This is a genomic window from Shewanella electrica (genome assembly GCF_022321485.1).
In the GTDB taxonomy this organism is placed as follows: Bacteria; Pseudomonadota; Gammaproteobacteria; order Enterobacterales; family Shewanellaceae; genus Shewanella; species Shewanella electrica.
Genome location: NZ_JAKOGG010000004.1, coordinates 290,325 through 311,776 on the forward strand (window position 1 = coordinate 290,325; position 21,452 = coordinate 311,776).

General features: G+C 44.4%; 18 protein-coding genes. 5 read left to right on the forward strand and 13 right to left on the reverse strand.

The features are described from left to right. Positions 1-65 precede the first annotated feature (65 nt). On the forward strand, positions 66-1,061 hold the full coding sequence (gene pseB / locus L9G74_RS08200; protein WP_238895811.1) for a UDP-N-acetylglucosamine 4,6-dehydratase (inverting): 996 nt from the start codon (positions 66-68) through the stop codon (positions 1,059-1,061). Then, positions 1,058-2,200 carry a UDP-4-amino-4,6-dideoxy-N-acetyl-beta-L-altrosamine transaminase gene (pseC, locus tag L9G74_RS08205; protein ID WP_238895812.1) on the forward strand — a complete coding sequence of 381 codons (1,143 nt, stop codon included), beginning with the start codon at positions 1,058-1,060 and terminating at the stop codon, positions 2,198-2,200. The genes pseB and pseC overlap by 4 nt, the downstream gene beginning before the upstream one ends. A 178-nt stretch (positions 2,201-2,378) precedes the next feature. Here the strand turns inward: pseC and L9G74_RS08210 are convergent, their stop codons facing one another. From L9G74_RS08210 to L9G74_RS08250, 9 genes are all read right to left on the reverse strand, one after another. Then, a complete protein-coding gene (locus L9G74_RS08210; RefSeq protein ID WP_238895813.1) occupies positions 2,379-4,079 on the reverse strand; it encodes a cytidylyltransferase domain-containing protein in 1,701 nt (566 codons plus the stop codon). Beyond that, a complete protein-coding gene (locus L9G74_RS08215) occupies positions 4,076-5,983 on the reverse strand; it encodes a polysaccharide deacetylase family protein (protein ID WP_238895814.1) in 1,908 nt (635 codons plus the stop codon). Before L9G74_RS08215 ends, L9G74_RS08210 begins: the two co-directional genes overlap by 4 nt. A 3-nt stretch (positions 5,984-5,986) precedes the next feature. Next, positions 5,987-7,204 carry an ATP-grasp domain-containing protein gene (locus tag L9G74_RS08220; protein ID WP_238895815.1) on the reverse strand — a complete coding sequence of 406 codons (1,218 nt, stop codon included), beginning with the start codon at positions 7,202-7,204 and terminating at the stop codon, positions 5,987-5,989. Then, positions 7,205-8,236 (reverse strand): class I SAM-dependent methyltransferase, encoded by a 1,032-nt coding sequence (locus tag L9G74_RS08225; protein WP_238895816.1) that lies wholly within the window; start codon positions 8,234-8,236, stop codon positions 7,205-7,207. A gap of 167 nt (positions 8,237-8,403) precedes the next feature. Next, positions 8,404-9,141, reverse strand: a complete 738-nt coding sequence (locus L9G74_RS08230) for an SDR family oxidoreductase (RefSeq protein WP_238895817.1) — start codon at positions 9,139-9,141, stop codon at positions 8,404-8,406. Further along, a complete protein-coding gene (locus tag L9G74_RS08235) occupies positions 9,134-10,879 on the reverse strand; it encodes a thiamine pyrophosphate-binding protein (RefSeq protein ID WP_238895818.1) in 1,746 nt (581 codons plus the stop codon). The genes L9G74_RS08230 and L9G74_RS08235 overlap by 8 nt, the downstream gene beginning before the upstream one ends. 5 nt (positions 10,880-10,884) lie before the next feature. Continuing rightward, positions 10,885-11,745, reverse strand: a complete 861-nt coding sequence (locus L9G74_RS08240) for an N-acetylneuraminate synthase family protein (RefSeq protein ID WP_238895819.1) — start codon at positions 11,743-11,745, stop codon at positions 10,885-10,887. A 75-nt stretch (positions 11,746-11,820) separates the two neighbouring features. Then, positions 11,821-12,069, reverse strand: a complete 249-nt coding sequence (locus L9G74_RS08245) for a hypothetical protein (protein WP_238895820.1) — start codon at positions 12,067-12,069, stop codon at positions 11,821-11,823. After that, complete coding sequence (locus L9G74_RS08250; protein WP_238895821.1) at positions 12,069-13,397, reverse strand: motility associated factor glycosyltransferase family protein; 1,329 nt, start codon at positions 13,395-13,397, stop codon at positions 12,069-12,071. The genes L9G74_RS08245 and L9G74_RS08250 overlap by 1 nt, the downstream gene beginning before the upstream one ends. Before the next feature lie 354 nt (positions 13,398-13,751). Here L9G74_RS08250 and L9G74_RS08255 point away from each other — a divergent pair, with 354 nt between their 5' ends. Beyond that, on the forward strand, positions 13,752-15,323 hold the full coding sequence (locus L9G74_RS08255) for a methyl-accepting chemotaxis protein (RefSeq protein ID WP_238895822.1): 1,572 nt from the start codon (positions 13,752-13,754) through the stop codon (positions 15,321-15,323). 63 nt (positions 15,324-15,386) lie between these two features. Here the strand turns inward: L9G74_RS08255 and L9G74_RS08260 are convergent, their stop codons facing one another. Then, positions 15,387-16,256 carry an aldo/keto reductase gene (locus tag L9G74_RS08260; protein WP_238895823.1) on the reverse strand — a complete coding sequence of 290 codons (870 nt, stop codon included), beginning with the start codon at positions 16,254-16,256 and terminating at the stop codon, positions 15,387-15,389. Positions 16,257-16,675: 419 nt separating this feature from the next. Here L9G74_RS08260 and L9G74_RS08265 point away from each other — a divergent pair, with 419 nt between their 5' ends. Both L9G74_RS08265 and L9G74_RS08270 read left to right on the forward strand, forming a co-directional pair. Further along, positions 16,676-16,993: a tyrosine-type recombinase/integrase gene (locus tag L9G74_RS08265; RefSeq protein ID WP_238895824.1), complete on the forward strand. Its 318-nt coding sequence runs from the start codon at positions 16,676-16,678 to the stop codon at positions 16,991-16,993. Between the two features lie 875 nt (positions 16,994-17,868). Next, positions 17,869-18,639 carry a sce7726 family protein gene (locus tag L9G74_RS08270; RefSeq protein ID WP_238895825.1) on the forward strand — a complete coding sequence of 257 codons (771 nt, stop codon included), beginning with the start codon at positions 17,869-17,871 and terminating at the stop codon, positions 18,637-18,639. Here L9G74_RS08270 and L9G74_RS08275 read toward each other — a convergent pair whose 3' ends face one another. From L9G74_RS08275 to L9G74_RS08285, 3 genes are read right to left on the reverse strand one after another with little or no spacing between them, the layout of a single operon-like run. Beyond that, positions 18,640-19,776, reverse strand: a complete 1,137-nt coding sequence (locus tag L9G74_RS08275; protein WP_238895826.1) for a beta family protein — start codon at positions 19,774-19,776, stop codon at positions 18,640-18,642. A gap of 20 nt (positions 19,777-19,796) precedes the next feature. After that, a complete protein-coding gene (locus L9G74_RS08280) occupies positions 19,797-20,291 on the reverse strand; it encodes an ImmA/IrrE family metallo-endopeptidase (RefSeq protein WP_238895827.1) in 495 nt (164 codons plus the stop codon). Position 20,292: 1 nt separating this feature from the next. Further along, positions 20,293-20,961: a hypothetical protein gene (locus tag L9G74_RS08285; RefSeq protein WP_238895828.1), complete on the reverse strand. Its 669-nt coding sequence runs from the start codon at positions 20,959-20,961 to the stop codon at positions 20,293-20,295. Between the last annotated feature and the right edge of the window lie 491 nt (positions 20,962-21,452).

The following is a 21,452-nucleotide window of genomic DNA, read 5'->3' on the forward strand; positions in this document are numbered from 1 at the left end:
GTATTATACGCTATGCATAGCGCCTGATATCTGGGTGTCTGAAAATGAAAAGGAATTGATAATAAATGTTTAATAATCAAACAATTCTCATCACCGGTGGAACAGGTTCCTTCGGGCAGATGTACACCAAGACACTGTTAGAACGCTATCGTCCTGCTCGTTTAATTATCTATTCCCGAGACGAATTAAAACAATATGAGATGAGTCAAAAATTTAACGCCAGTTGTATGCGTTATTTTATTGGTGATGTGCGGGATCGCGAGCGTTTGATGCAGGCGATGAATGGCGTGGATTATGTCATTCATGCGGCGGCAATCAAGCAAGTGCCAGCGGCGGAATACAACCCAATGGAGTGTATTAAAACCAACATCCACGGTGCTGAAAACGTCATAGCCGCTGCCATTGCACATAACGTTAAAAAGGTGATCGCCCTTTCTACCGATAAAGCAGCTAACCCCATTAATCTATACGGCGCCACTAAGTTAGCCTCAGACAAATTGTTTGTTGCGGCTAATAATATTGTTGGTAGTGGCCGTACCCGCTTTGCTGCGGTGCGTTACGGTAACGTTATTGGCTCTCGCGGGTCGGTGGTGCCGTTTTTCAAACAGCTGTTAGCTGATGGAGCTGACTCGCTGCCAATCACCCATCAAGATATGACGCGCTTTTGGATTACTTTGCAGCAGGGCGTGGATTTTGTACTGAAGAACTTCGCTCGCATGCAGGGCGGTGAGATATTTGTACCGAAAATTCCATCGGTGCGGATCACCGATTTAGCCGCGGCATACGGACCGAATAAGCAACAACATATTGTAGGGATCCGCCCTGGGGAAAAATTGCACGAAATTATGTGTCCCGCGGATGACTCGCATCACACGCTCGAATTTGACGACCATTACGTCATTACTCCTAGCATTAAATTTTTCGGTCGCGAAAACGATTTTTGCCATAACTCGCTTAATGAAATTGGCACCTTGGTTAAACAAGGGTTTGAATATAATTCAGGCAGTAATCCCCACTTTTTAACCGTCGATGAGATTTTGGCGATGGAAGCGGAAGCATGATCCCTTATGGTAAGCAAGATATCAGTGCCGCTGATATTGCCGCTGTCGTTGAAGTATTGCAGTCTGATTTTCTGACCCAAGGCCCCAAAGTCCCAGCTTTTGAACAACTTATTTGCGAATATACGGGGGCGCATCACGCTGTTGCAGTCACTAATGCCACCGCAGCGCTACATATTGCGTGTTTAGCGTTAGGCGTTGGTGCGGGCGACTCTGTATGGACATCTCCCATCACGTTTTTAGCATCGGCTAACTGTGCGCTTTACTGTGGTGCTACCGTAGATTTTGTCGACGTTGAACCGCTCACCGGTAATATGAGCGTTCACTCATTGGCTGATAAACTGGCTGCGGCTGAACGAGCTGGTAAGCTCCCAAAAGTGATTATTCCGGTGCATCTCGCCGGACATAGCTGCGATATGCAGCAAATTGCCCAACTTGCCAGAAGCTATGGCGTAAAAATCATTGAAGATGCGTCGCATGGTATTGGCGGCAGTTACCATGAATGGAAACTTGGCAGTTGTCACTATTCTGATATTACCGTCTTCAGTTTTCACCCCGTTAAAATTATCACTACTGCCGAAGGTGGTATAGCAACAACAAACGATGCCGCGTTGGCAGAGAAAATGCGCTTGTTCAGATCTCATGGTGTGGTGAGAGATAAAAATGGACTGACTCGTCCAGATGAGGGCGATTGGTATTATGAGCAACAACTGTTAGGTTTCAATTATCGTATGACCGAGCTGCAAGCAGCTCTTGGTTGTTCACAAATGCAACGTTTAGATGAATTTGTTAGCTGTCGAAATCAGCTTGCAGAAAAATACCAAGCACAGTTGCTTAACCTGCCATTGACACTTGTTGAGCCTGCCGCAGGCAACTATAGCGCGCGACATCTATTTATTGTCCGTTTGCCCTTAGGATTACGTAAAACAGTATTTGATAAAATGCGTCAGTTTGATATTCAGGTCCATGTGCATTACTTTCCGATACACCTACAACCTTTTTATCAAGAACTAGGCTTTAAAATAGGTGATTATCCAGCCGCAGAGCAGTTTTATGAGGAGATTTTGACATTGCCGCTATTCCCCTCGTTAACTGATGATGATATCTGCTATATCTCTAGTTCACTTCGCAGCTTATTGTGACTTGATCGCTGTTAACCAATAGAAAAACTCTATTTTATTAGCCTTATAGTATTCATTTGCTTGTTTTATATGAAATTTTCATTGCGTTGCCTAACTTTATCCAGTTTATTTAACTTCAATGCTAATGCGTTGTAGTTCGTCAATGAATGGCTAATGATATATTTGCATCATAGCGATTCTATTCCAGCAGTTGCTTGACTTGGGCGCAAAAACGTTCAACACCATCAATCTTCTCGGAGAATTGCTTGGCGTTAACAAGTACTTGTTGTCGTGCTTCGTTATCCGTAAATAGTTGCTGTAGCGCCGGGACAATATCAACGGATTGTTTGCAGATAAAACAGCATTGCAGTTGCTGTAAACTCGCCAGTTCCTCTTCGCTAACTAGATGTTTAGGCGGAAGTAATAGCGTTACTGACTGGGCCGCTATCGCTTCAAAAAGTGACAAGCCGTAAGCACTAATAACGGTTGCTGATTGCGCTATCAACTGCGGTAAATCTGCTGGGTTTTGCCGTATTTGCCAATCGCTATTTTCGGGGAGCCGTGGTGAGTCAGCATAGGGACCTTGTACCCAAATACGCTTTATATCACTCGGAATATTGGCATCAATAACGTCCATTAGCCAATCACCATAACGCAACGCGTCACTACCACCAGTTAGCACTAAGAGTTGCTTCTGTTTAGCGGCAGTTTGTGGGGTGAAAAGGTAATTCTCTTTGCCGACGCTAACCTTTGGATGAGTGTGGTTGCTGAAAAACGACGGAATGAACAGCAGATCGATATAAGGGAGCAGAAAACTACATTTATCTAGCGCGATAAGCTTTTGCTGTTGTTGCTGGGCGCGACGACAGAAATCAATTAATAACGGCTGTGGAATAAAATCAGGATGTAAATCAATGATCCATAAATCCGTTTTTAGCTCTGTTACGGCGGTTAAGGCCGCTGTAACGTCATTGTGCCATACCGCTTGATTAGATCTTAACCAAGGGAGTTCTCTGGATTCACCAATGATATGCAGCTGCACGCCAATAGAAAGCTGCTCCATCAAGGCATTTGCTAGAAGAACACTTCGACGTAAATGACCAATGCCAATCGATGTACTGACTTGGCACAATACGACTGCTTTGCGATATTTCACATCGGGCAATTTCTGATGGACATGGAGATTAATTTGCCGCAGTTGCTGATCGTTGAGTAGTTGCTGTTGTACCCAGCCAAGACTGACAATGGTTGTTGTGTCGTGATGTTGATACCAGCGTCGGTAAACTTCGCTCATAAACTGATAATCTGCTTCGGTATCTACAGATATGCGTTGCTTAATCTGACTGAAATCAGCGCAATCATCAATTTCTAGCGCATCGAGTACTGGCGTTATCTTATTACCGTAACCTACGTGTTCACGCGCCATTTCAGTGGTGCTTACAGCTAATAATTTTTGCCAACCATGGCGACTATATACGGCAATTCCCTCATGCAAGCTTTGGCAGTCCGCTTTCAGGCGAATGGTATCTTTATTGGGGCTGTTACGCAGTTGCATTAACGCATGGTCAATAAATGCAGGTTCAATCAGCGGGCAGTCGCCGCAAATGTAGACAATATAATCAGGGTTATATTGCTGGACCACTGCATCAATACGGCCCATAAGATCATCAACATTCCCCTCATAGGGCAGCACACAGATGGCGTTGTTATGGGCCCAATCGACTAACGGCTGGTTGAATGCATCAGCGGTGGTTGCCAGTACCAGAGTATTTAGCTGCTGACATTGTTGTAGTCGCTGAAAAATATGCTGGATCATCGGTTTTCCAGCCAGAGATAAGAGGTGTTTACCCGGCAAACGGCTGGAATTTAGGCGAGCCCCAACAACGGCTAACACTCTCATAGTGAATCCTCTGTAAGAGTGCAGGGGGTTATATGAAATCTGAAGTTTGGTAGATAACCATCGGCTTTTAATGTTTCGTCAGCTTCAGCCAATGAAAACCATAAGCGATTGAGGTAGCTGTCATTAATGCTTTTGCTAGCAAGCATTGGCAGTGCCGCACATTCGGCCGGATCCCAGCGTAATGCCACCCCTGCATCTCCAACACCTATGCGAACTTCCCCTGTGGTGGCACCAAGTGCGCAGTTGGCCGACACGATGGATGATACTGGCGTTCCGTGATCAAAATCTGAGTTACAATCGAAGTGTTCGGCAGTCGTTCCCCCCAAATGTGTATCGTACCAGCAGCGGTTTTGAGTGTTCAGCAGGGTGATAAACCCAAGCCTAATAGAGGCTTCAGGCCGTAAGTGCTGATCAAACAAAAAACCGCAGGTGAGTGATTCACCATCGATTCGAAAATATTTGGTCATGTTGCCAATTTTTAAGGGGATAACGGTACTAATGATTAGCGCCGAACCATCTTGCCAAAGTTGGTACGCCACTTGTGTCAAATCGGTGATGCGATCTCTGTGCGTAAAGCGCTCAATGACGACATGATCAGTGTAGAAGTCTGCACCATAGCTAATATGGTCAAAGAAACCGTGCGATAACGTCCCGACAACTGGCACAAATTGCTGTGTAGCGAACGCTAGTGATTGAATAGCTAACCCTCTATTGGCGTTAAGCGTCAATGCTACTGATGCGGTTTTGATGAATAATCGCCGTCGCTCCGCATCATAACTAATCTGCCAATCAGAACATTGGCCGTTATACGTTTGCCATTGTGGCGAGGGCATTTCGTCTGCTGTGAGTGCCAGTTGTTGGTAGCGCGTGCTTGTCAAATGAGTGCGCAGATCGCTGGCCCACAGTCGGCATAAGGCGCGCCAATCATCATCAGTAGCGATCGCTTTTGCTCGTAATTCAGCGAAAGTTTTATAACAGAGGGTGTTAAGTAAAATGTCGTTTCTTCCACTTAATCCCCAGCGGGTAATATTGTATTTAGCTTGCTTTTTTACGGAGACCGGATGAGCGGCAGTCGCCAGTTTCAAAGGCTGACCTTGTTGCCACAAGACTAAGGTTTTACTCGGCAGTAACCATTGATGTCCATGGTTTGCCGCTTGTTGAAACAGTGCGGCAATCCGCTGCCACTCGCCTGCAATTTTCTCGGCTTCGGAACTATAACGTCCCGGCCGGTAATCAAATACCTCAGCATCACTGCCATAGACCGGAAATACTTCAATACCAGCGCGAGAGATTTTTTGTAGATAGTCGAGATAGTCTTGCAACACCAACTCGCCGTGAGCGTATCGTTGAAATTTTTGGAAGCCTATCGCATGGTTCCAAATCACCTTAATCTGGCGGCCTGAGGCTGTTGCCAGCGTCGCTGGGCGATTGAGTTCACTATGTTCCCAATTGTTATTGTGCGAAAAGGGGTTATCCCACTCGACAACCACCGCATCAAATCCTTCATCCAAATAGATATCGAGCAGACTCTCAGATACGGCTTGTTCATTGATGTAGGCAATCGAAGGCTGCATGCCAGTAAGTGCTTTATAGCCTTGCTGGCCTAAACGTAGATTTTGCTGGTTAACTTCAGCGGGCACCAAAGGGCCGATGATCTGACAGTCACCACTGGCAATCAACTCACAATCGCCATGTTGAATCCGTTCAGTAAATTCGCTCAGCCAAAGAGGATCAACCTTAGCTATCGCTTCCAAGGTATACACCGTCGCTTCAATTCCAATGGGGTAACCGGATTTTGCTAATGTTAATAACGGCCAGTAGCAAGCTTTGACGACTGCAGCATGGTCTTGCTCATCGATAGATGAAAACGCCAGATTGAGATGAAAGATGCTATAGAGTTTCATAAGTTAGACTTCGTAACTGATGTTCAACTGCGCCAATGCATTATTCGCAATCGCAATTGCATCTGCTTTAGTGTCAGCGCAGCTAATCACAAACCCCGCGCGCTGTGTATGATTTGCTAACGGCGCGATGTAATCTCCCGGCTGTATGAACAGCGATAGCATCTCAACACCTGCTAATGCTTGTGCTTGCTCTTGGTTTTCAATTGTATGAATTCGGCCCGGAGCGAGATCTAAATAACGAATTGCCACCCCCTTGTGATGTTTGGGAGTAACTTCTTGCACTGATAAATGTTCGCCGAGAGCGAGCTTTATGGCTTTTTCGATAAAGTTAACGCCGGTCGCTAGCGGAATTTGTGTGGTTGAGAAATACCCGCCAGACAATCGCCCTGCAATTTCTATGACCTTGGCTTGACCACCAGAAAATACCATATCGCCTTTAGCTACACCGCTATCAATGCCTAAAGCTTTAGCCGCTTGTTCCGCTACGTCGATGACTTTTTGTTTCACTTCAGCGGATTGGGCCGTCGGGCTGTCGCCACCATTTTCAATCATGAACGGTTTGGTTTTTTCGAGCCATTCGTAGTTTCTGTCGGCGAAACCAAGCGTGTAATAATGGCCGTTATCGGCGAGCGTTTCGGTACTGAATTGCGGACCAGGCAGGTATTCCTCCATCATTACTCGTCCTGTTGGTGATTCTTGCGCGGCAAGCTCCCAAGCAGATTCTAACGACGCTAAGTGATCGATGTACTGCACCCCGCGTGCACCACGGCTATCAACTGGCTTGATGACTAAGGGGAGGCCGATGTTTTCCGCGCATTGGTAGACATCTGCTTTCGCGGGTACAGCACAATACGCAGGGATCGGAATGTTTTGTGCCTTTAGTTGGTCTTTCATTGCCAGTTTGTCAGCCACCCAATGAGCAGACTCAAGCGTTAAACCGGGGAGGTGCAAGGCGTTGGCGACAATGGCAACGCTCATCGGCACGTCGGCACACATGGCGATGACGCCATCAATAGTGACGCCGGACGCTTTCAAGGTGATGGCTTGGTCAGCGATAGCCTTGCCATCATAGGTGCTGGCGACAATGCGGTGATCGGCCCACGCAAATCCCGGAGCTTGCGGATTGCCGTCGGCAATAATCAACCCTAAGCCCATATTCTTGGCGATTTTGATGCCTTCACATGCTTCAACGCCTGCGCCGATGATCAATATATTTTTCATCTAATGAGCCTTTGTATCGTCGACATGGTGCAGTCGCAATGTGTACACTTTTTTATCTCTAAGCCATTGCAATGCATCAAATATTTCTTTCTCTGAAGCATAAGAAGAAATTAATACCACATCTCCCGGTTGCCATTGAATTGAGTCCGGAGAAACACACTCCCAATCCCCTTGCTTTAACCCCCACTTTAGCTCTGAGGTATCAGTTAAGCCTGTTATTTTGACGTGCTGTAAAAGATTGGTATTTGCAACCAACTGGCAAGTATGAATTCCAGCACCCCAAAGATAAACACGTTTAGCTTGCTGTAATTCCAGCAGTACTACATCGAGCTTTTGTTGCCAATATTCAACTTCTTGTTGGCGATATATTTGGACTTTTTGAGCGTTTTTCTCATATTGATTAACAAACTGCTCGGTATGATACTGTGGTTTTGTACTGGCTAATACTCCGATGATGGGAGATAAATTACTGTTATAATGCTCGATAACTGAAACTGGATAATAGCCAGTATCCAATAGACTTTTTAGGAGATTTTCGCGGGTGTAATAATTTATATGTTCAAATGCGAAAAAGCCCGGGCATAAACTTTTAGGCGGGGCGAGTAATGGTACCTCAACATAGATAAATCCCTCCGATAACGGATTCTGAATATGCCGGCATTTGTTCAATATGGTTTGAGGCTCATAGAGGTGTTCTAGCACGTGAGTCAGAATTATTAATTCAAAAGTCTCTGTCGTTTTAAAATTTTCAGCACTGTCATTAATACATTCTACGTTATAAAGCCTTTTCGCTAGACTAACAGAAGCTTCTCCCGGTTCAACACCTAGAACACGCGTTACGCCCGCATGCTGAAACCTAGAAAGCGTATAGCCATCTGAGCTACCAATTTGTAACGCAGAAGAAGGTAGGGTACCAATCCCTCGTTTTATGAACTGAATTTGTTCATCCAAATCTCTAATTTTTGCCTCAGAAGGTTTTTCATGACGACCTGGATTGGTATAAACCGCCATCGAACTATAGAAATGCATCATTTCGTCAAACGTTACCGTAGGGCTCTGACAAACGGAGCCACATGTCGGGCATATTGAAAATCCTATAGTTGTTGGATTTAAACCAGGTAAGACCCAATTAGCTTGGTACAGTAGTTCTGTTTTGTTACCGCATAAGAAACAGTTTCTAATCATTATGTTCCCTTAACTTAGCCTAAATACATGCCACCGTTAGCATTGAGCGTTTGGCCGCTGAGATAACCGCAGTTATTCCCAGCCAGAAATAACGCTAAATCAGCAATATCATTACCTGTTCCTAAACGTTGCATGGGGATTGAGGCAACTTTGCGTTGGCCAGCCTCTGAATTAAGTTCTCTCGCGGTCATCTCTGTTTCTACAAGACCAATGGCAATGGTGTTACAGCAAATACCGTCTTTAGAGTAAATTTTAGCAATGGATTTACTCAGGTTGATGAGTCCCGCTTTAGCCGCCGCATAGTGTACTTGGTTAAAACCGCCCCATTGACCACCGACCGAGCTGATATTAATAATCCGCCCCCAACCTTGTTGCTGCATATGACCTATGCAGCCTTGAGTCAGCAAAAACGGCCCACGCAAATTGGTGTCCATCATCGTGGAGAAATCTTCTGCGCTAATTTGATCAAATGGCTTTTCCTGAGCGATGGCACCGTTATTAATGAGTATGTCTGGGCGTTGACCAAAGTGATGTTCAATGTTTGTTAGACACTCATCGATACTTTGTGGATTAGCTTGATCGAGCGCGAAACATGCAATCTCGCCACTTGTCAGTTGTTGCTGGAGTTCAAGCGCTTGCTGTCGGTTGTGGCAGTAGCTGAAGGCAACTTTAAAGCCCGCATTGGCAAACGCTGCCACTAACGCCGCACCAATGCCGCGGTTGCCTCCAGTTATCAGTACCAATTTAGTCATCACTTAGTTCCCGTGCTTGCCCCTGCATATCATAAAAAGGCCACATCTTATTAATGGCTTGGCCGCCCAGTAACATAGGAAGGACATCGTGACGCTCGTCTAATTCAAGATGCAATAACATCGGCCCGTTATGGTTAGCAAACTGCTGGGATATGTCGTCAAAATCGTCACCATTGCCACAATGCAATGCGTCGATACCGTAGCCTTTGGCGATAGTGACAAAATCCGGCGATTGCTTGTGTCCGCACGCCGTATCAGTATCCCAATTCATTAATTGAAATTGCGACACCAGTGCTAAACGATGGTTGTCCACTACGACAATCTTAATGTTCAAGTTCAGCTCGCGGATCATTGCTAGCTCTTGAATGTTCATCTGAAATGAACCATCCCCAACAAAACACAACACGCAACTATCCGGAGCGTGAATGGCCGCGCCAATGGCTGTTGGCAAGTCAAACCCCATGGCTCCGTGACCTGCTGATGTAAATAAACGGCGGTTAGGCAGTGCAAAACGGAAGTGACGGGCCACCCAGTGTTGATGAGCACCTACGCCTGTCGTTACGATAGTGTTTGCTGGAAATAAGTCACTGAGCCGCTCTACAACGGTGTTAGGGCGCAACCCATAAGCGTGGGGGTAGGGCCAAGGATATTGTTCACGCCAAGCTTCAATCTGTTGGTACCAAGAATCTAAATGGTTTTCCGATACCATTGGCGGTTGGGTTTGCCATAACGCTAAAAAGTTATCTAAATCACATAGCAAGACGGCATCATGACGAATTTTGCTGCAACTAAGCTCTCCTTCGTCAAAATCCACCCGGAAGATTTTAGCGTGAGGGCCAAATGTCTCCCTTAATGTACCGGTTTGACGAATATCGAGGCGACTACCGAGCACCAAGATAAGATCGGCATCAGCAATGGCATTGCCGCTAATCTGACTCCCTGTGTGCCCATGGTATCCAAGCGTGCCACTATCTGCGGAGTCAGCAACGCCGACACCGAGCAAGCTGTGGCTGATAGGTGCTCGCCATTGTTGACGAATACGAGCAAGTTGCTGCGAACGTGACGCCGTCGCCATGCCATTACCACATATGATCAGCGGTTTGGTGGCATGCTTTATCGCGGTGTTTAACTCATCCAAAAATTGATAACACGCATCGCTATCAGGTGATTGGACCGCTGCTTTGATGGGAGAAATTACTTGAGAGTAGGCGGACCTTTGTACGCTCATCGGTAGGTCAATTGACACTGGGCCTGGACGCCCCTCAACGGCTATGGCCCAAGCTTTTGGTAATGCGTCGACTAACTCTTCAACGGTATGTGGTTGAAATTGTGCTTTCGTTATTGACGCCATCAATGCCGGTGTATCAACTTCTTGAAAGCCATATTGGCGAACCGGTTTATCACCGCGTAAATCGCCTACGCCTACTTGTCCGGTAAATACCAGCATCGGCACGCTGTCATAATAGGCATCACAGACGGGAGTCAGCACATTAGTCACTCCGGGGCCAGAAGTGACAGCGACTAAACCGGGTAACCCACTGATTTTGGCTTGAGCAAACGCTGCATAACCCGCCCCTTGCTCATTTTTGGACGTATACACTTTAACCCCAAAGCGCCCACATGCATCTAACAGCGGAGCAATGGTGCCGCCCGGAAAATTATGCAAGCTGGTATGTCCCTGTTGAGCCAAGAATGCGATGACCGCATCCGCTGCAACGTTGATAGTAGGCTGTGTCATTGAGGTTACTCTCCAAAACTACTTCTAATTAATTTCATCGGTCTCAAGCCGTCGCTTGGATCGGCGCGCCAGTCGCGATCATCGGCTTCGCTAGGCACAAATTGTTTATTACCCGAGCCGTCGATGATGCTGCTACGTTTGGCCGCGGCAATAAGTGGTGCCATTTGTTGTGGCAACCAGCAGTGTCCAGCAGCATATTCTGCGCCGGTTTTATCTAAGTCGATATGAAATTCAATGCAATCCGCTTGCCAGTGATGTACCGCTCGGTTGATGACGGCGCTTGATACCGAATGATCGGACCAACCCACCTTAACGTTGTAACGTTCGCGGAACGTTCCCAGTACTGCCAAATTGCACTCGTTCTCTGGTGTTGGGTAGGCTGACACACAATGCAGTAGCGTAATATCGTTACATCCTGCATTTTTCAGTACCACCACGGCGTGGTCTATTTCATCGATTGTTGCCATGCCGGTAGAAATGACCACCGGCAGCCCAGTGGCAGCACAGGCAATCAGCAATTCATCCCACAACAATTCATATGATGCGATTTTAAAAAAATCGACGTAGGGCCTGAGTTCTTCTACGGCTTGTAGATAGAACGGTGTGCAGGAAAATTGGATTTGGTGCTGTTCGCAAGCTTGTTTCAGCTCTGGGAGAAAAGAAACTGGTAGTTCCCACGCCTTGCGTTTGCGGTGTGTTTCGCTGCGGTTGAGGATTTCTGGCGCAAACAGTTCGTCGATTTTAAATAGCTGAAACTTAACAGAATCACAGCCAATCTCGGCCGCTGCTTTAATAAATTCAACACAGCGTGCGAGATCACGATGATGGTTGCTGGAGACTTCTGCGATGAAATGGGTCTGACTCATTATGCTGACGCCTTAAATTTTGTTTACTTGTTTGTTATCGGCCGTGCCACTCAATTCCTGATAGTGGGTTGAGGTTTATGTCGTCGGCATCAATAAAGGCAGGATTTCATATTCTAGGGTATCGGCTAAGCCGAACCAGTTTCTCTGCTCTTGCGCGTTGAGTAACTGTGGCATGATTGCCATTAGTTGCGGAGCAATTTTAGGCTGTTGTAATGCCAGTGCTAGTTGGTCGATACATTTGGCAAACAACACCGACGCCGCGGCTTCTTGGCCTAAACGAAACGTGGTGGCGGTGTCAATAAATAACTCGTTAATCTCTGTCATCACAGTTCTCTGAACGGTGCACCATGGATCTTCGCTCCGGCACGGCTAGATTGGTAAAATTTTATCCCATCATGACGGGCAATGTAGGATTCTAGATTGAGTAAGTAAGCGCGTAAGTTCAGGGTGGTAGGTACTTTTTGCCCGGCGCCATTGATGAGCCAGTGTCCCGTGTTTTTAGCGGTCTTTTGGACATTGTTCGCCCACGTTTTTGTGTCTTTGTCATTTGACGCTGCGGCAAAATCCTGCCAAAAGGCGTGTGATTTATTGTCAACATAACAGAAGTCGGCACCGCATAAGGTTATCTCTGTCGCCCCCAACTCTACCGCTAAAGCCACCGCTGGATGTATGACACTGCCATTGGTGTATAACCGCGTCTTATCTGGATATATTTGAGCTAATTCATCATAAAAAGCGCTGCTGCCGAGAGCATTAAAGCGCTCTCCAATCCATTGGCGGATGATCGCTGGTTTGAGTCGCGGTAGATACGCTAAACAGATATCGTGGCTTTGCTGTACGGGGATATGGTATTCCGAGATCGCCCCATCAATAGACACCACAATATCTGGCTTGATCTTATGGTGAAGCAATCCCTTTAATGCGGTATCAACGGCAATAATTAACGGCCGTTCAATACATTGGCTGATTGCGGCTAATTTGTCATATTGCTGCTCAAGCGACGGGCCAGCAGCAATCACAATGGCTGTTTCACAAGTAAATTTTTGCTTGAGCTGGCTAACATCTGGGTCTTGCTGCATAAACGACTGGTTCTCAGCAAAACGTTGGCGTATCTCGGGAGCATCGCTACTGTGCTTGCTGTTGGCATAGTCCTTGTTGAGTTGATACATCAACAAATCACGCAATCTGGCGTTTTCATCAGCGGCCAACTCTAAATCGGCGGCAATCACCATATAAGGTTGGTATAACGCCTTTTGCGATGGCTGTAACTCAAGCATCACGCCGGGATGATTTAACCACGGCGTGTGATCAACATAGCTGAGCACTAATGCAAATATCGCCGGATTAAGAATGCAGATTTTCAGTTGCGTCAGGCGGCCTTCATCGAGTGCGACAAACGGTACATCGCCCATGCCAAAACCGTACAGTGTGGCCGACTTTGCTTGCGCTGGCAGCGTGCTCAAAAACAGCTGCGTTTCAGCCATGCGGTTGTGGCGGCTACTGAGCTGAATGCCATTCACGCTGATCGTTTGGTTGGCCCCAGTCACTAACACGGCATCAAGCTGGTCGATATCTTGCTGCAGCAAAATGGCCGCCGCCGATGGCCAGCGCGACTGAATAATGGCGAGGTTTGCTTGAAAAATATCTGTCATTCTTTGCGCCAGTCATCTTAAAACTGTTTGTAATATAACATCTTTTGCGCCGATATCTCGTCTGTTGTGCCATCTAGTTTAGATTGCGGGCGACGAGTCTGATTTTCCCCCAATTTATCGCGTTAGCTGTGGTGGTTGGGCGGTATCGAACGCATTTGCATGTCAGCCAACGCTATGTCACTCAACGAGAATTTTATATTGGGCTAAAGATCACATTATGCTGCGTCACATTTTTGACGCATGCCACTTGAGTTGGTTAATAATTGCCCGTATCTTTATCGGCTTTTGTAGCTTTATTAAGTGGCCCGCCGTTAGGTGCAGGCCTCACAATATGATCTGAAAGAGCGAGCTGTCATGCGTTTGAATCAACCTGTCACTCAAAGGGAGAGAGTGCTATCAGATAAGGACATCTTGCTAACCACTACCGATTTACACGGCAATCTCAAGTACGCCAACAAGGCGTTTTGTGACGTGAGTGAATTCTCTGAAACAGAGATTGCTGGTCAACCGCACAACATTGTGCGCCATCCCGATATGCCGCCCGTGGCATTCCGCATGTTGTGGCAACGCGTTAAAGCTGGACAACCATGGATGGGCATTGTCAAAAACCGCAGCAAAAATGGCGACCATTATTGGGTTAACGCCTACGTTACACCAGTGATGGAAAATGGCGAGGTACACGAATATCAGTCTGTACGCCATAGCGCCACGCGCGAACAGATTGAAAGCGCCAGCAACATTTACCAACAAGTGAATCAAGGCAAACAACCCGCAGAGATGCGTCAACCGTTACTCGGTTTTGGGCAGCCGTTGCAAGGGCTGGGGCTGATTAGCGTGTTGCTGACCATGGCTGCGGCTTTTTATTCCCCTTGGTTGGGCTTAGCGGTTGCCGCCGTCTGGTTGATGGCAAGCCAGCGGCTATTAACACCGTTTTATCAGCTAGTGCAGGGCACCCGTGACATTGTTAACGACCCATTGGCCCGTGCCGTCTACACTGGCCGTCAAGATGAACTAGGCCAACTGCGGTTAACCCTCAATTATCTCTCTGCCGAAACCGGCGGTGTGATCGGCCGCATGGCTGACTCCGGTAGCGCCATTAGCCACCAGAGTGGTGAACTACTCAGTGCGCTGCGTAACAACGCCGCTCGCGCTGAAAATCAACGGGCGCAGACTGGACAGGCGGGCGTGGCGATGTCGGAAATGACCGCCAGCTTCAACGAAGTGAATGGCAACTTACAGCGCGCCTTGCTTGAAATGCAATCCAGCATGCAAGCCACGCAGTTGGGCCATACCAGCTTGCACAAGGTGAAAACTGCCATTGACGCCTTGGATAAACGCATGGCCGAATTCTCCGATGTGGTCGATCACTTGCAGCAAGACAGCCAATCGATCAGCGAAGTATTAGAAGTGATCCGCAATATTGCCGACCAAACCAACTTGTTAGCACTTAACGCCGCCATTGAAGCGGCAAGGGCAGGGGAAGCGGGCCGAGGTTTTGCCGTGGTCGCCGATGAAGTGCGCAGTTTGTCGAGCCGCACCAGCGAATCCACGGTACGCATCGAACAGATTATTGAGAAGTTCCAGCGCACTACGCTGGCGGCAAGCCAAAACATGCAGGCCAGTGAAGCCGATGCAAAACATTCGCTTGCGCTAGCGGAAGAAGCCAACCAAGTGTTTGAATCATTGAAACACTCAACCCAGCGTTTGGGCGAAATGACCGAGGCCAACGCCGCAGCAGTGCAGCAACAGTTGATTGTGGCAGAAGAGATCAATCGCACTATTATCAGCGTCAGTGATTTGGCGACACAAAGCTCCGAGCAAACTCAGTTGGCAGAACAACGCAGTGAGCAAGTAAGCCGCTTGGCGGTGAAAAGCAATGTGCTGTCTGAGCAATTCTGGATCCAGAGCATTGTGCGCAAAATCTAACGCACTCAACCAGCATAAAAAGCGGCGAATATTTGCCGCTTTTTGCTTGCTGCACGCTCATGCTTAATCGTGAATTTTCACCTGAAGGCAGCCGCGCACAAACTGCGGATCGAAATGTTTAATCGCGCTGCCCACATAGCCCTGATCTAAGCCACTAATTTGCGCCATTTCGTTGTCGCTCAGGGTGAAATCCCAAATATCAAAGTTTTCATCAATGCGCTGTTGCTTGGTCGATTTAGGGATAACAGTCACCCCGCGTTGCACATTCCAACGCAGCATCACCTGCGCAATCGATTTGTTATGCGCCTGCGCGATGCCTTGCAGCATGGCATCATCAAATGGCTGATAACGGCCACCACCCAGCGGCGCCCATGCTTCTGGATGCACCTTGTAGTGCCGCATGGTTTCCAGTGCTTGTGGTTGCGCAAAATACGGGTGCAGCTCAACTTGGTTAACCATAGGTTTAATACGGACCGTTTCGCAGAAATTGGTCAGCACGTGTGCATAAAAGTTAGATACGCCAATCGCTTTCAGTGTGCCCGCTTCATAGGCGTCTTCCAGCGCACGCCACGCGCTAAAGTAGTCTTTCATTGCTTGGTGCAGCAGGTACAAATCGAAATAGGCTAAGCCGGATTTTTTCAATGACGCATCAATAGCGGCTTTGGCCGTATCGTAACTCGCCATATCTTGCACCCACAGTTTAGAGGTAATAAACAGCTCTTCACGGCTGCACAAACCTGCGGCAATCGCCTCACGCACCGCTTCGCCCACCGCATCTTCGTTACCATACACCGCTGCGGTATCGATCAGCCGATATCCAGTACGAATCGCGGCCAAAACGGCTTGTTTACACTGTTCTTTGTCCGTGACTTGAAAGACACCAAAACCAGCCATCGGCATTTTCACTTGATTACTGAGCACTGCATATTCCATGTGGAATACCTCCGCGAATAGATTGAAAAGTTAGTTTCCGTCGCAGCTAGCAGCGCGATCCTAAATTGGCGTCTAGGCGATAGCTGACGGTTAAGGCGAACTTGCAAGATGGTGTGCGTTGCTGTGAATCCCCTGCAACCATTGAACCTCAAGCTTACTAGACCAATAGGCTAACGTAATCGCGCGCCAACATTAATGCGGCGTAATTCAATGCATTCATGAATTCAACTCATAAAACGGTTCACCAAGGCCGAGACAAGTTGATTGCCAGTGGTAGATGTTGGTTGTTTGGCTGGGGCATGCGCAGCTAATACGCCAGTTCAGTATCTCATGCTGTGCCACTTGCTAATGAAGCAATGGAAATCCTCCCGCGCCGCAGTGGGAATGCTGACGCAGGGTAGAAGTATGTCTTTCACCCTTTGCTCACCAAGGTCGGCCACGTTACCGAACGCTCAGGCGAAAGAAGCTCTTGGCATCGCATTACCGAAAAGGCGGGCTTGCGCGGTGAGGGCAGAGGTGAGAGTGTCACTATTCACGACTTGCGCCGTACCATCGCCAGTTGGAGCGTGATGCGCGGTGGCAACATTCAGACGACTAGTAAGCTGCTTGGGCATAGCGATATCAGTATTGCAGCCAGCACCTATGCACATTTAGATATTGAGCAGGTCTGGCATGAGTTAGGCATCACTACTGCGCAGCTATTGGGGGTTATCCTAGGGTTGAAGTGCAAATGTTAGTAAAAGAAACTAAATCACTATCATTAAAGGAGTAGCTCAATTGGTGTCAGTGAATTTTATTTAAAACGTCGACTAAATCTTATTCACTTGTAATGATTCATCTGCTTCTAAAAGCAATTCAATATGGCTGTTTTTAGCTAAACTAATGAACATAGCAAAAGTATCTTCCCTATGCCGTAATTGTTCATCCTCATTTACATAAACTGGGTGTGAATTTCCTGAAAGACAAGAGGAGTTATCATTGAGTACTACTAACTACTAATAATAATCTAGGTTTTTTGCCTTTTGCTCTGTAAATTTACTCGATAATTAGCCAATGATCGCCAATATCAACGCGGTTTTTCCGAGTTTTTTGATTCGCTTGTGCAGCTGGGAGTTAACTTAAGTCTTGAAATTTTATTCATGCAATCATCCCGTTCATAGTGAAAAAGGCTAGCGGGAGATGGATTGGTATAAACAAACATTTGGAATGTATACTCATTGCTAATCGTCTGCCTTTCGAGATGCTGCTTAACGGCCTATCTTAGAGCAAGCGTTTATCGTAGTAAAAATAACTAACCTATTTAGAATGGATTTTTTAAATATTACAAATATTTAATGTTTAATATCATATGGTTAGCATGTGTGGTTGTTAGTTGGTAGGCGCATCAAATCTCTGAGTGACAGAAAAAAGAACGATATAGCTCTCTGAATTATATAGTTAGATTAGTCGTTGTAAGTAGTTATTTTTTGTTATTTAAATCAATTGGTTGTGTGCTATTTTGAGTTTTTTGATGATAAAGTTATGAGATGAAGAACAGAACTCAACGACATTTGAACGCTAGTTATATACAATACCGTGCAAATCTCCTCAGGGGTTAATTTAGGTTGATATAATGTTGGAAATTGAAGTAAAAGCATCATTTATTAATTACTTAAGAAAAAGGAATAATCGGTTTTCTGATGGAGTAATAGTTAATGAGTTTGTCTACGATAATTTCAATCGAAGAGCTGATTTACTTTATATTAAAGGCAATAGATTGTTTGCTTATGAGATTAAAAGTGAGGCTGATAGTCTGAGTCGGCTACCTGGGCAAATCGATAACTATTTAGGGCATTTTGATAAAGTAATTATGGTCGTAGCCACTAAGCATGTTGGCGCTGTTTTAGACATGACACCCTCGGTTGTTGAAGTTATTGAGATAAAGCCAGAAGGGAATTTTAAGATAATAAGACGTGGTAAAATTAGTAAAAATATTGAATCAAGAAAGTTGCTAAATCTACTAAAAGTTAAAGAGATTAGACAAGTTGCAAAAAAAATTGGAGTGTCAACTCATCAAAATACAAAGAAAACCTTGATAGATGAATTATCTTGTTTCAAAAGTAATAAGTTGAAGGGATATATTATACAAAGTATTTCACAAAGATTCACTTACTCTAGCTCCGCATTTAATTTGATTTGTGGTGGGCGAGATGTTGTTAAGGATGATCTAAATATTTTATCAAACAATAAAAAGGAAAATAAAGTTGATAATATTTTTTTAGATAAAAAAAATAATTGTGAAGATAAAAAAATGCTAGAAATGCAAAGATATTCAAAACATCCAATCTTTGGTAAAGTACCATCTATAGTGTTAGATATATTAAAAGAAAGAGATGATCAGTAATTAGTCTACCCAATCATCATCTGTATCTATGTCTTTAATTTCATCAGTATAATGAAGTTGTTGAAAAAGATGTATGTTTATTCTCGTCGCAGTAGCTTTCTGTGCATCCGTGATTCCAAAACCATCACCTAGAGCTGTTTTTTCAATTTGCTGTGTACCCCAAACCAAGAGATCTTTATCCCAATATTCTTTCTTTAATAATTTTTTTGCTAAGAGAGTATATAAATTATGTTTTTCTTCTTTTGTTGCTGTTTCGACATCATCGAAATCTTTTCTTATATGTCTCCATTCTTCTTTCCTAGGATAGTCTATTCTAGGTGGAGGCAACCTCGAGGCTCCAGATGCTTTTTTTAATGATACAGACGCATAATCAGAATATATAAAATCTATATCTATTGTGTAGTTATTGATTTTATTAAATATTATCCTTTCATAAATAGAGCTTTCACCCTCAGACATTCCTGTAAAACTACTAGGGAATGATGTTCCAGAAATAGAAAAATGGCAATTTTTTTTGGTTGAACACTTCTTAGTTAATTCATCAATGTAATTTGATAAATTGCCTGAGTTGTTAATATGCTTTAAACTTACTTGTTCTAAATCGAATATAATGAATAGTTCGTTTTTTAAATTATCACAGATCGTTTTTAGGATTGTGTTTATAACTGAAGGTGTAAAGCTATTGATTTTTATTCTTACCGCTATTTTTTTATCTGTTTTGCTAAAGTGGTCACATTGAAGAGCTAATTCTGAAAGTTCATCTAGTTGTAATGATGGTACAATGTTTGTGTTATTTAATGAGTATTCAACCCAATTTTCATATCCATTATTACAATCAGAAATCGCTATTAATTCGTTATACACTTCTCTAGGGTATTCGCCATTTACCAATAGTTTTTTAATTATTTTACTATTTCTTAGGAATTCATAATCTATATCTGCGATCCAAAGTCTGTCCTTAAATGATTTTGATATAGTTTTTATCGAGTTTTCTAGTTTGTTAGCGCCGAGCCAACCTTTTAGTGGGAAATACGGTAGTAGTAAGTCTTTATCTTTTTCAGAAAGCTCAGATATCGCCCTTATTTCAGAAGGTGATACTGATAGAATAGGTATATAGTATGGTTTTATTGCACTCAATTAATTCTTCTCCTTCGCTATTAAAGCTTCCCTAGTCTTATTTTTATTGCGGTTGTTGATACTTCAAATTCTTTCGACAATGCCTCATATAATTCTTCATTCTTTAAATCTCGGAATTCTTCTATTTTTGATTTTATTAAATCCCATGGCATTAATATCTCTGCTGCAAACTTATTCGCCTCAGCCTCTAGTCGATCAGATAATTTTGAACGATATAATGCGTCATCTACAATACCATCACCAATCATTTCTTTATGTAAAATAAAGTGACCAATTTCATGTGCAATTGTAAATCTTTGTCTTTCTTTAACATCATGCCTATTTACCTTAATAATATAAGTATTGTCCTCTTTTTTTATTTCTCCAGATATACCTGTCGGTAAAGTTGATATTTTTACCTTTACTCCAAGTTTTGATGCAATACTTCCAACTTTAACTGGGAGGATATTATGAAATTGTCTTATCAACATTCTAGCATTTTCAATATGTTCTTTCGACATGTTTATGTTAGACATTTTATTCCTCATTACCAGTTGAATATTCGATTCCGCGATAAGTGACTTTTGCTACAGCTTCTTCAATTATGTCATTAAATGAACCGTCTTCAATGAGTGAGATTAGTTCTTTTTTTGTGAGTTCTGGTAGTAGCTCTGGAATTGTTTTTTCTGTTTTAGCCTCAGCTATATTTTTTGTTTCATCTACAATTTTCTTATATCCATAGAACGAAAATATTGCAACAAAAACGCCTAATATAGTAACTATAGCGGCGACACAGGCAAGTAATATCCCAATCCACTCAACCCATGAAGGAGTATCGTGCCTGTTTCTTAGGTTCGATAGTTCATTTTGTAAAGTTAACTCGCTGTTTTTATATCTTTTTAATTCTTCCTGATAAACCTCATTGTTATCATGGAGTTTTTTTAACTCTTGGTTTTCTTTGAGAAGATAATCATTGTTTGATTTTAGCTCTATTAGCTTTTCTAAAATCACTTCTTCACTTATATTTATATGCTGAACTTCTTCTTTTTTACTACTTAGGGTTGTTGATATATTGGAATTTTGACTTATGAATTTTGTATCCAGTGCATATGAATTCACTGGATGAATAAAAGAAAATAATGTTATCGTTACGACTACCATTGAATGATTGATATAGTTTTTGTATTCCATTTTTATCTCAGGCATTCTTTATAACCTAGAGATTTTATGTGAAATACAGCCTCTTGTATATTACTTCTTGTACACTTCTTGACAGAACGCAAGTAAGAGCGGTCGGTGCTAACTGACCGCGATAGCGTCCATTCATGGGCGCGGGTGATAGCCAACGTTCCACTGCATACCTCAAAACTCACGCCGCGTTTGTTTATTCTGTCGTTTGATTCTATTTAGCACGCCATTGCCGTAGCGGTTGGTTTTGCATGACCAGCGTGCGCTAAGCATCTTACGTTAGGGGCTTTTGCATTAGGGGATGTCGCTAGCGGGCCTGAGGCGTAGTGGGCATGACTTGCTAGGGTAGGGCGGCACCGTGGGTGCTTGGAGAGATAACGGACTGAAACGCCGTAAGAAATAAAGCTGGTTGGTCTCCCCACAGGAGATAACCTGAAGTTTAACCCGCCTTAACCAAAATTAACTAATCTATATTTTTCATATAGATAGTTAAAATTGACTTGTCTGTA

Excerpts from the sequence above, each read along its gene's own strand:
- pseB (WP_238895811.1), top strand. The coding sequence starts at position 66 with ATGTTTAATAATCAAACAATTCTCATCACCGGTGGAACAGGTTCCTTC.
- pseC (WP_238895812.1), top strand. The coding sequence starts at position 1,058 with ATGATCCCTTATGGTAAGCAAGATATCAGTGCCGCTGATATTGCCGCT.
- L9G74_RS08210 (WP_238895813.1), bottom strand. The coding sequence starts at position 4,079 with ATGAGAGTGTTAGCCGTTGTTGGGGCTCGCCTAAATTCCAGCCGTTTG.
- L9G74_RS08215 (WP_238895814.1), bottom strand. The coding sequence starts at position 5,983 with ATGAAACTCTATAGCATCTTTCATCTCAATCTGGCGTTTTCATCTATC.
- L9G74_RS08220 (WP_238895815.1), bottom strand. The coding sequence starts at position 7,204 with ATGAAAAATATATTGATCATCGGCGCAGGCGTTGAAGCATGTGAAGGC.
- L9G74_RS08225 (WP_238895816.1), bottom strand. The coding sequence starts at position 8,236 with ATGATGCATTTCTATAGTTCGATGGCGGTTTATACCAATCCAGGTCGT.
- L9G74_RS08230 (WP_238895817.1), bottom strand. The coding sequence starts at position 9,141 with ATGACTAAATTGGTACTGATAACTGGAGGCAACCGCGGCATTGGTGCG.
- L9G74_RS08235 (WP_238895818.1), bottom strand. The coding sequence starts at position 10,879 with ATGACACAGCCTACTATCAACGTTGCAGCGGATGCGGTCATCGCATTC.
- L9G74_RS08240 (WP_238895819.1), bottom strand. The coding sequence starts at position 11,745 with ATGAGTCAGACCCATTTCATCGCAGAAGTCTCCAGCAACCATCATCGT.
- L9G74_RS08245 (WP_238895820.1), bottom strand. The coding sequence starts at position 12,069 with ATGACAGAGATTAACGAGTTATTTATTGACACCGCCACCACGTTTCGT.
- L9G74_RS08250 (WP_238895821.1), bottom strand. The coding sequence starts at position 13,397 with ATGACAGATATTTTTCAAGCAAACCTCGCCATTATTCAGTCGCGCTGG.
- L9G74_RS08255 (WP_238895822.1), top strand. The coding sequence starts at position 13,752 with ATGCGTTTGAATCAACCTGTCACTCAAAGGGAGAGAGTGCTATCAGAT.
- L9G74_RS08260 (WP_238895823.1), bottom strand. The coding sequence starts at position 16,256 with ATGGAATATGCAGTGCTCAGTAATCAAGTGAAAATGCCGATGGCTGGT.
- L9G74_RS08270 (WP_238895825.1), top strand. The coding sequence starts at position 17,869 with ATGTTGGAAATTGAAGTAAAAGCATCATTTATTAATTACTTAAGAAAA.
- L9G74_RS08280 (WP_238895827.1), bottom strand. The coding sequence starts at position 20,291 with ATGTCTAACATAAACATGTCGAAAGAACATATTGAAAATGCTAGAATG.
- L9G74_RS08285 (WP_238895828.1), bottom strand. The coding sequence starts at position 20,961 with ATGCCTGAGATAAAAATGGAATACAAAAACTATATCAATCATTCAATG.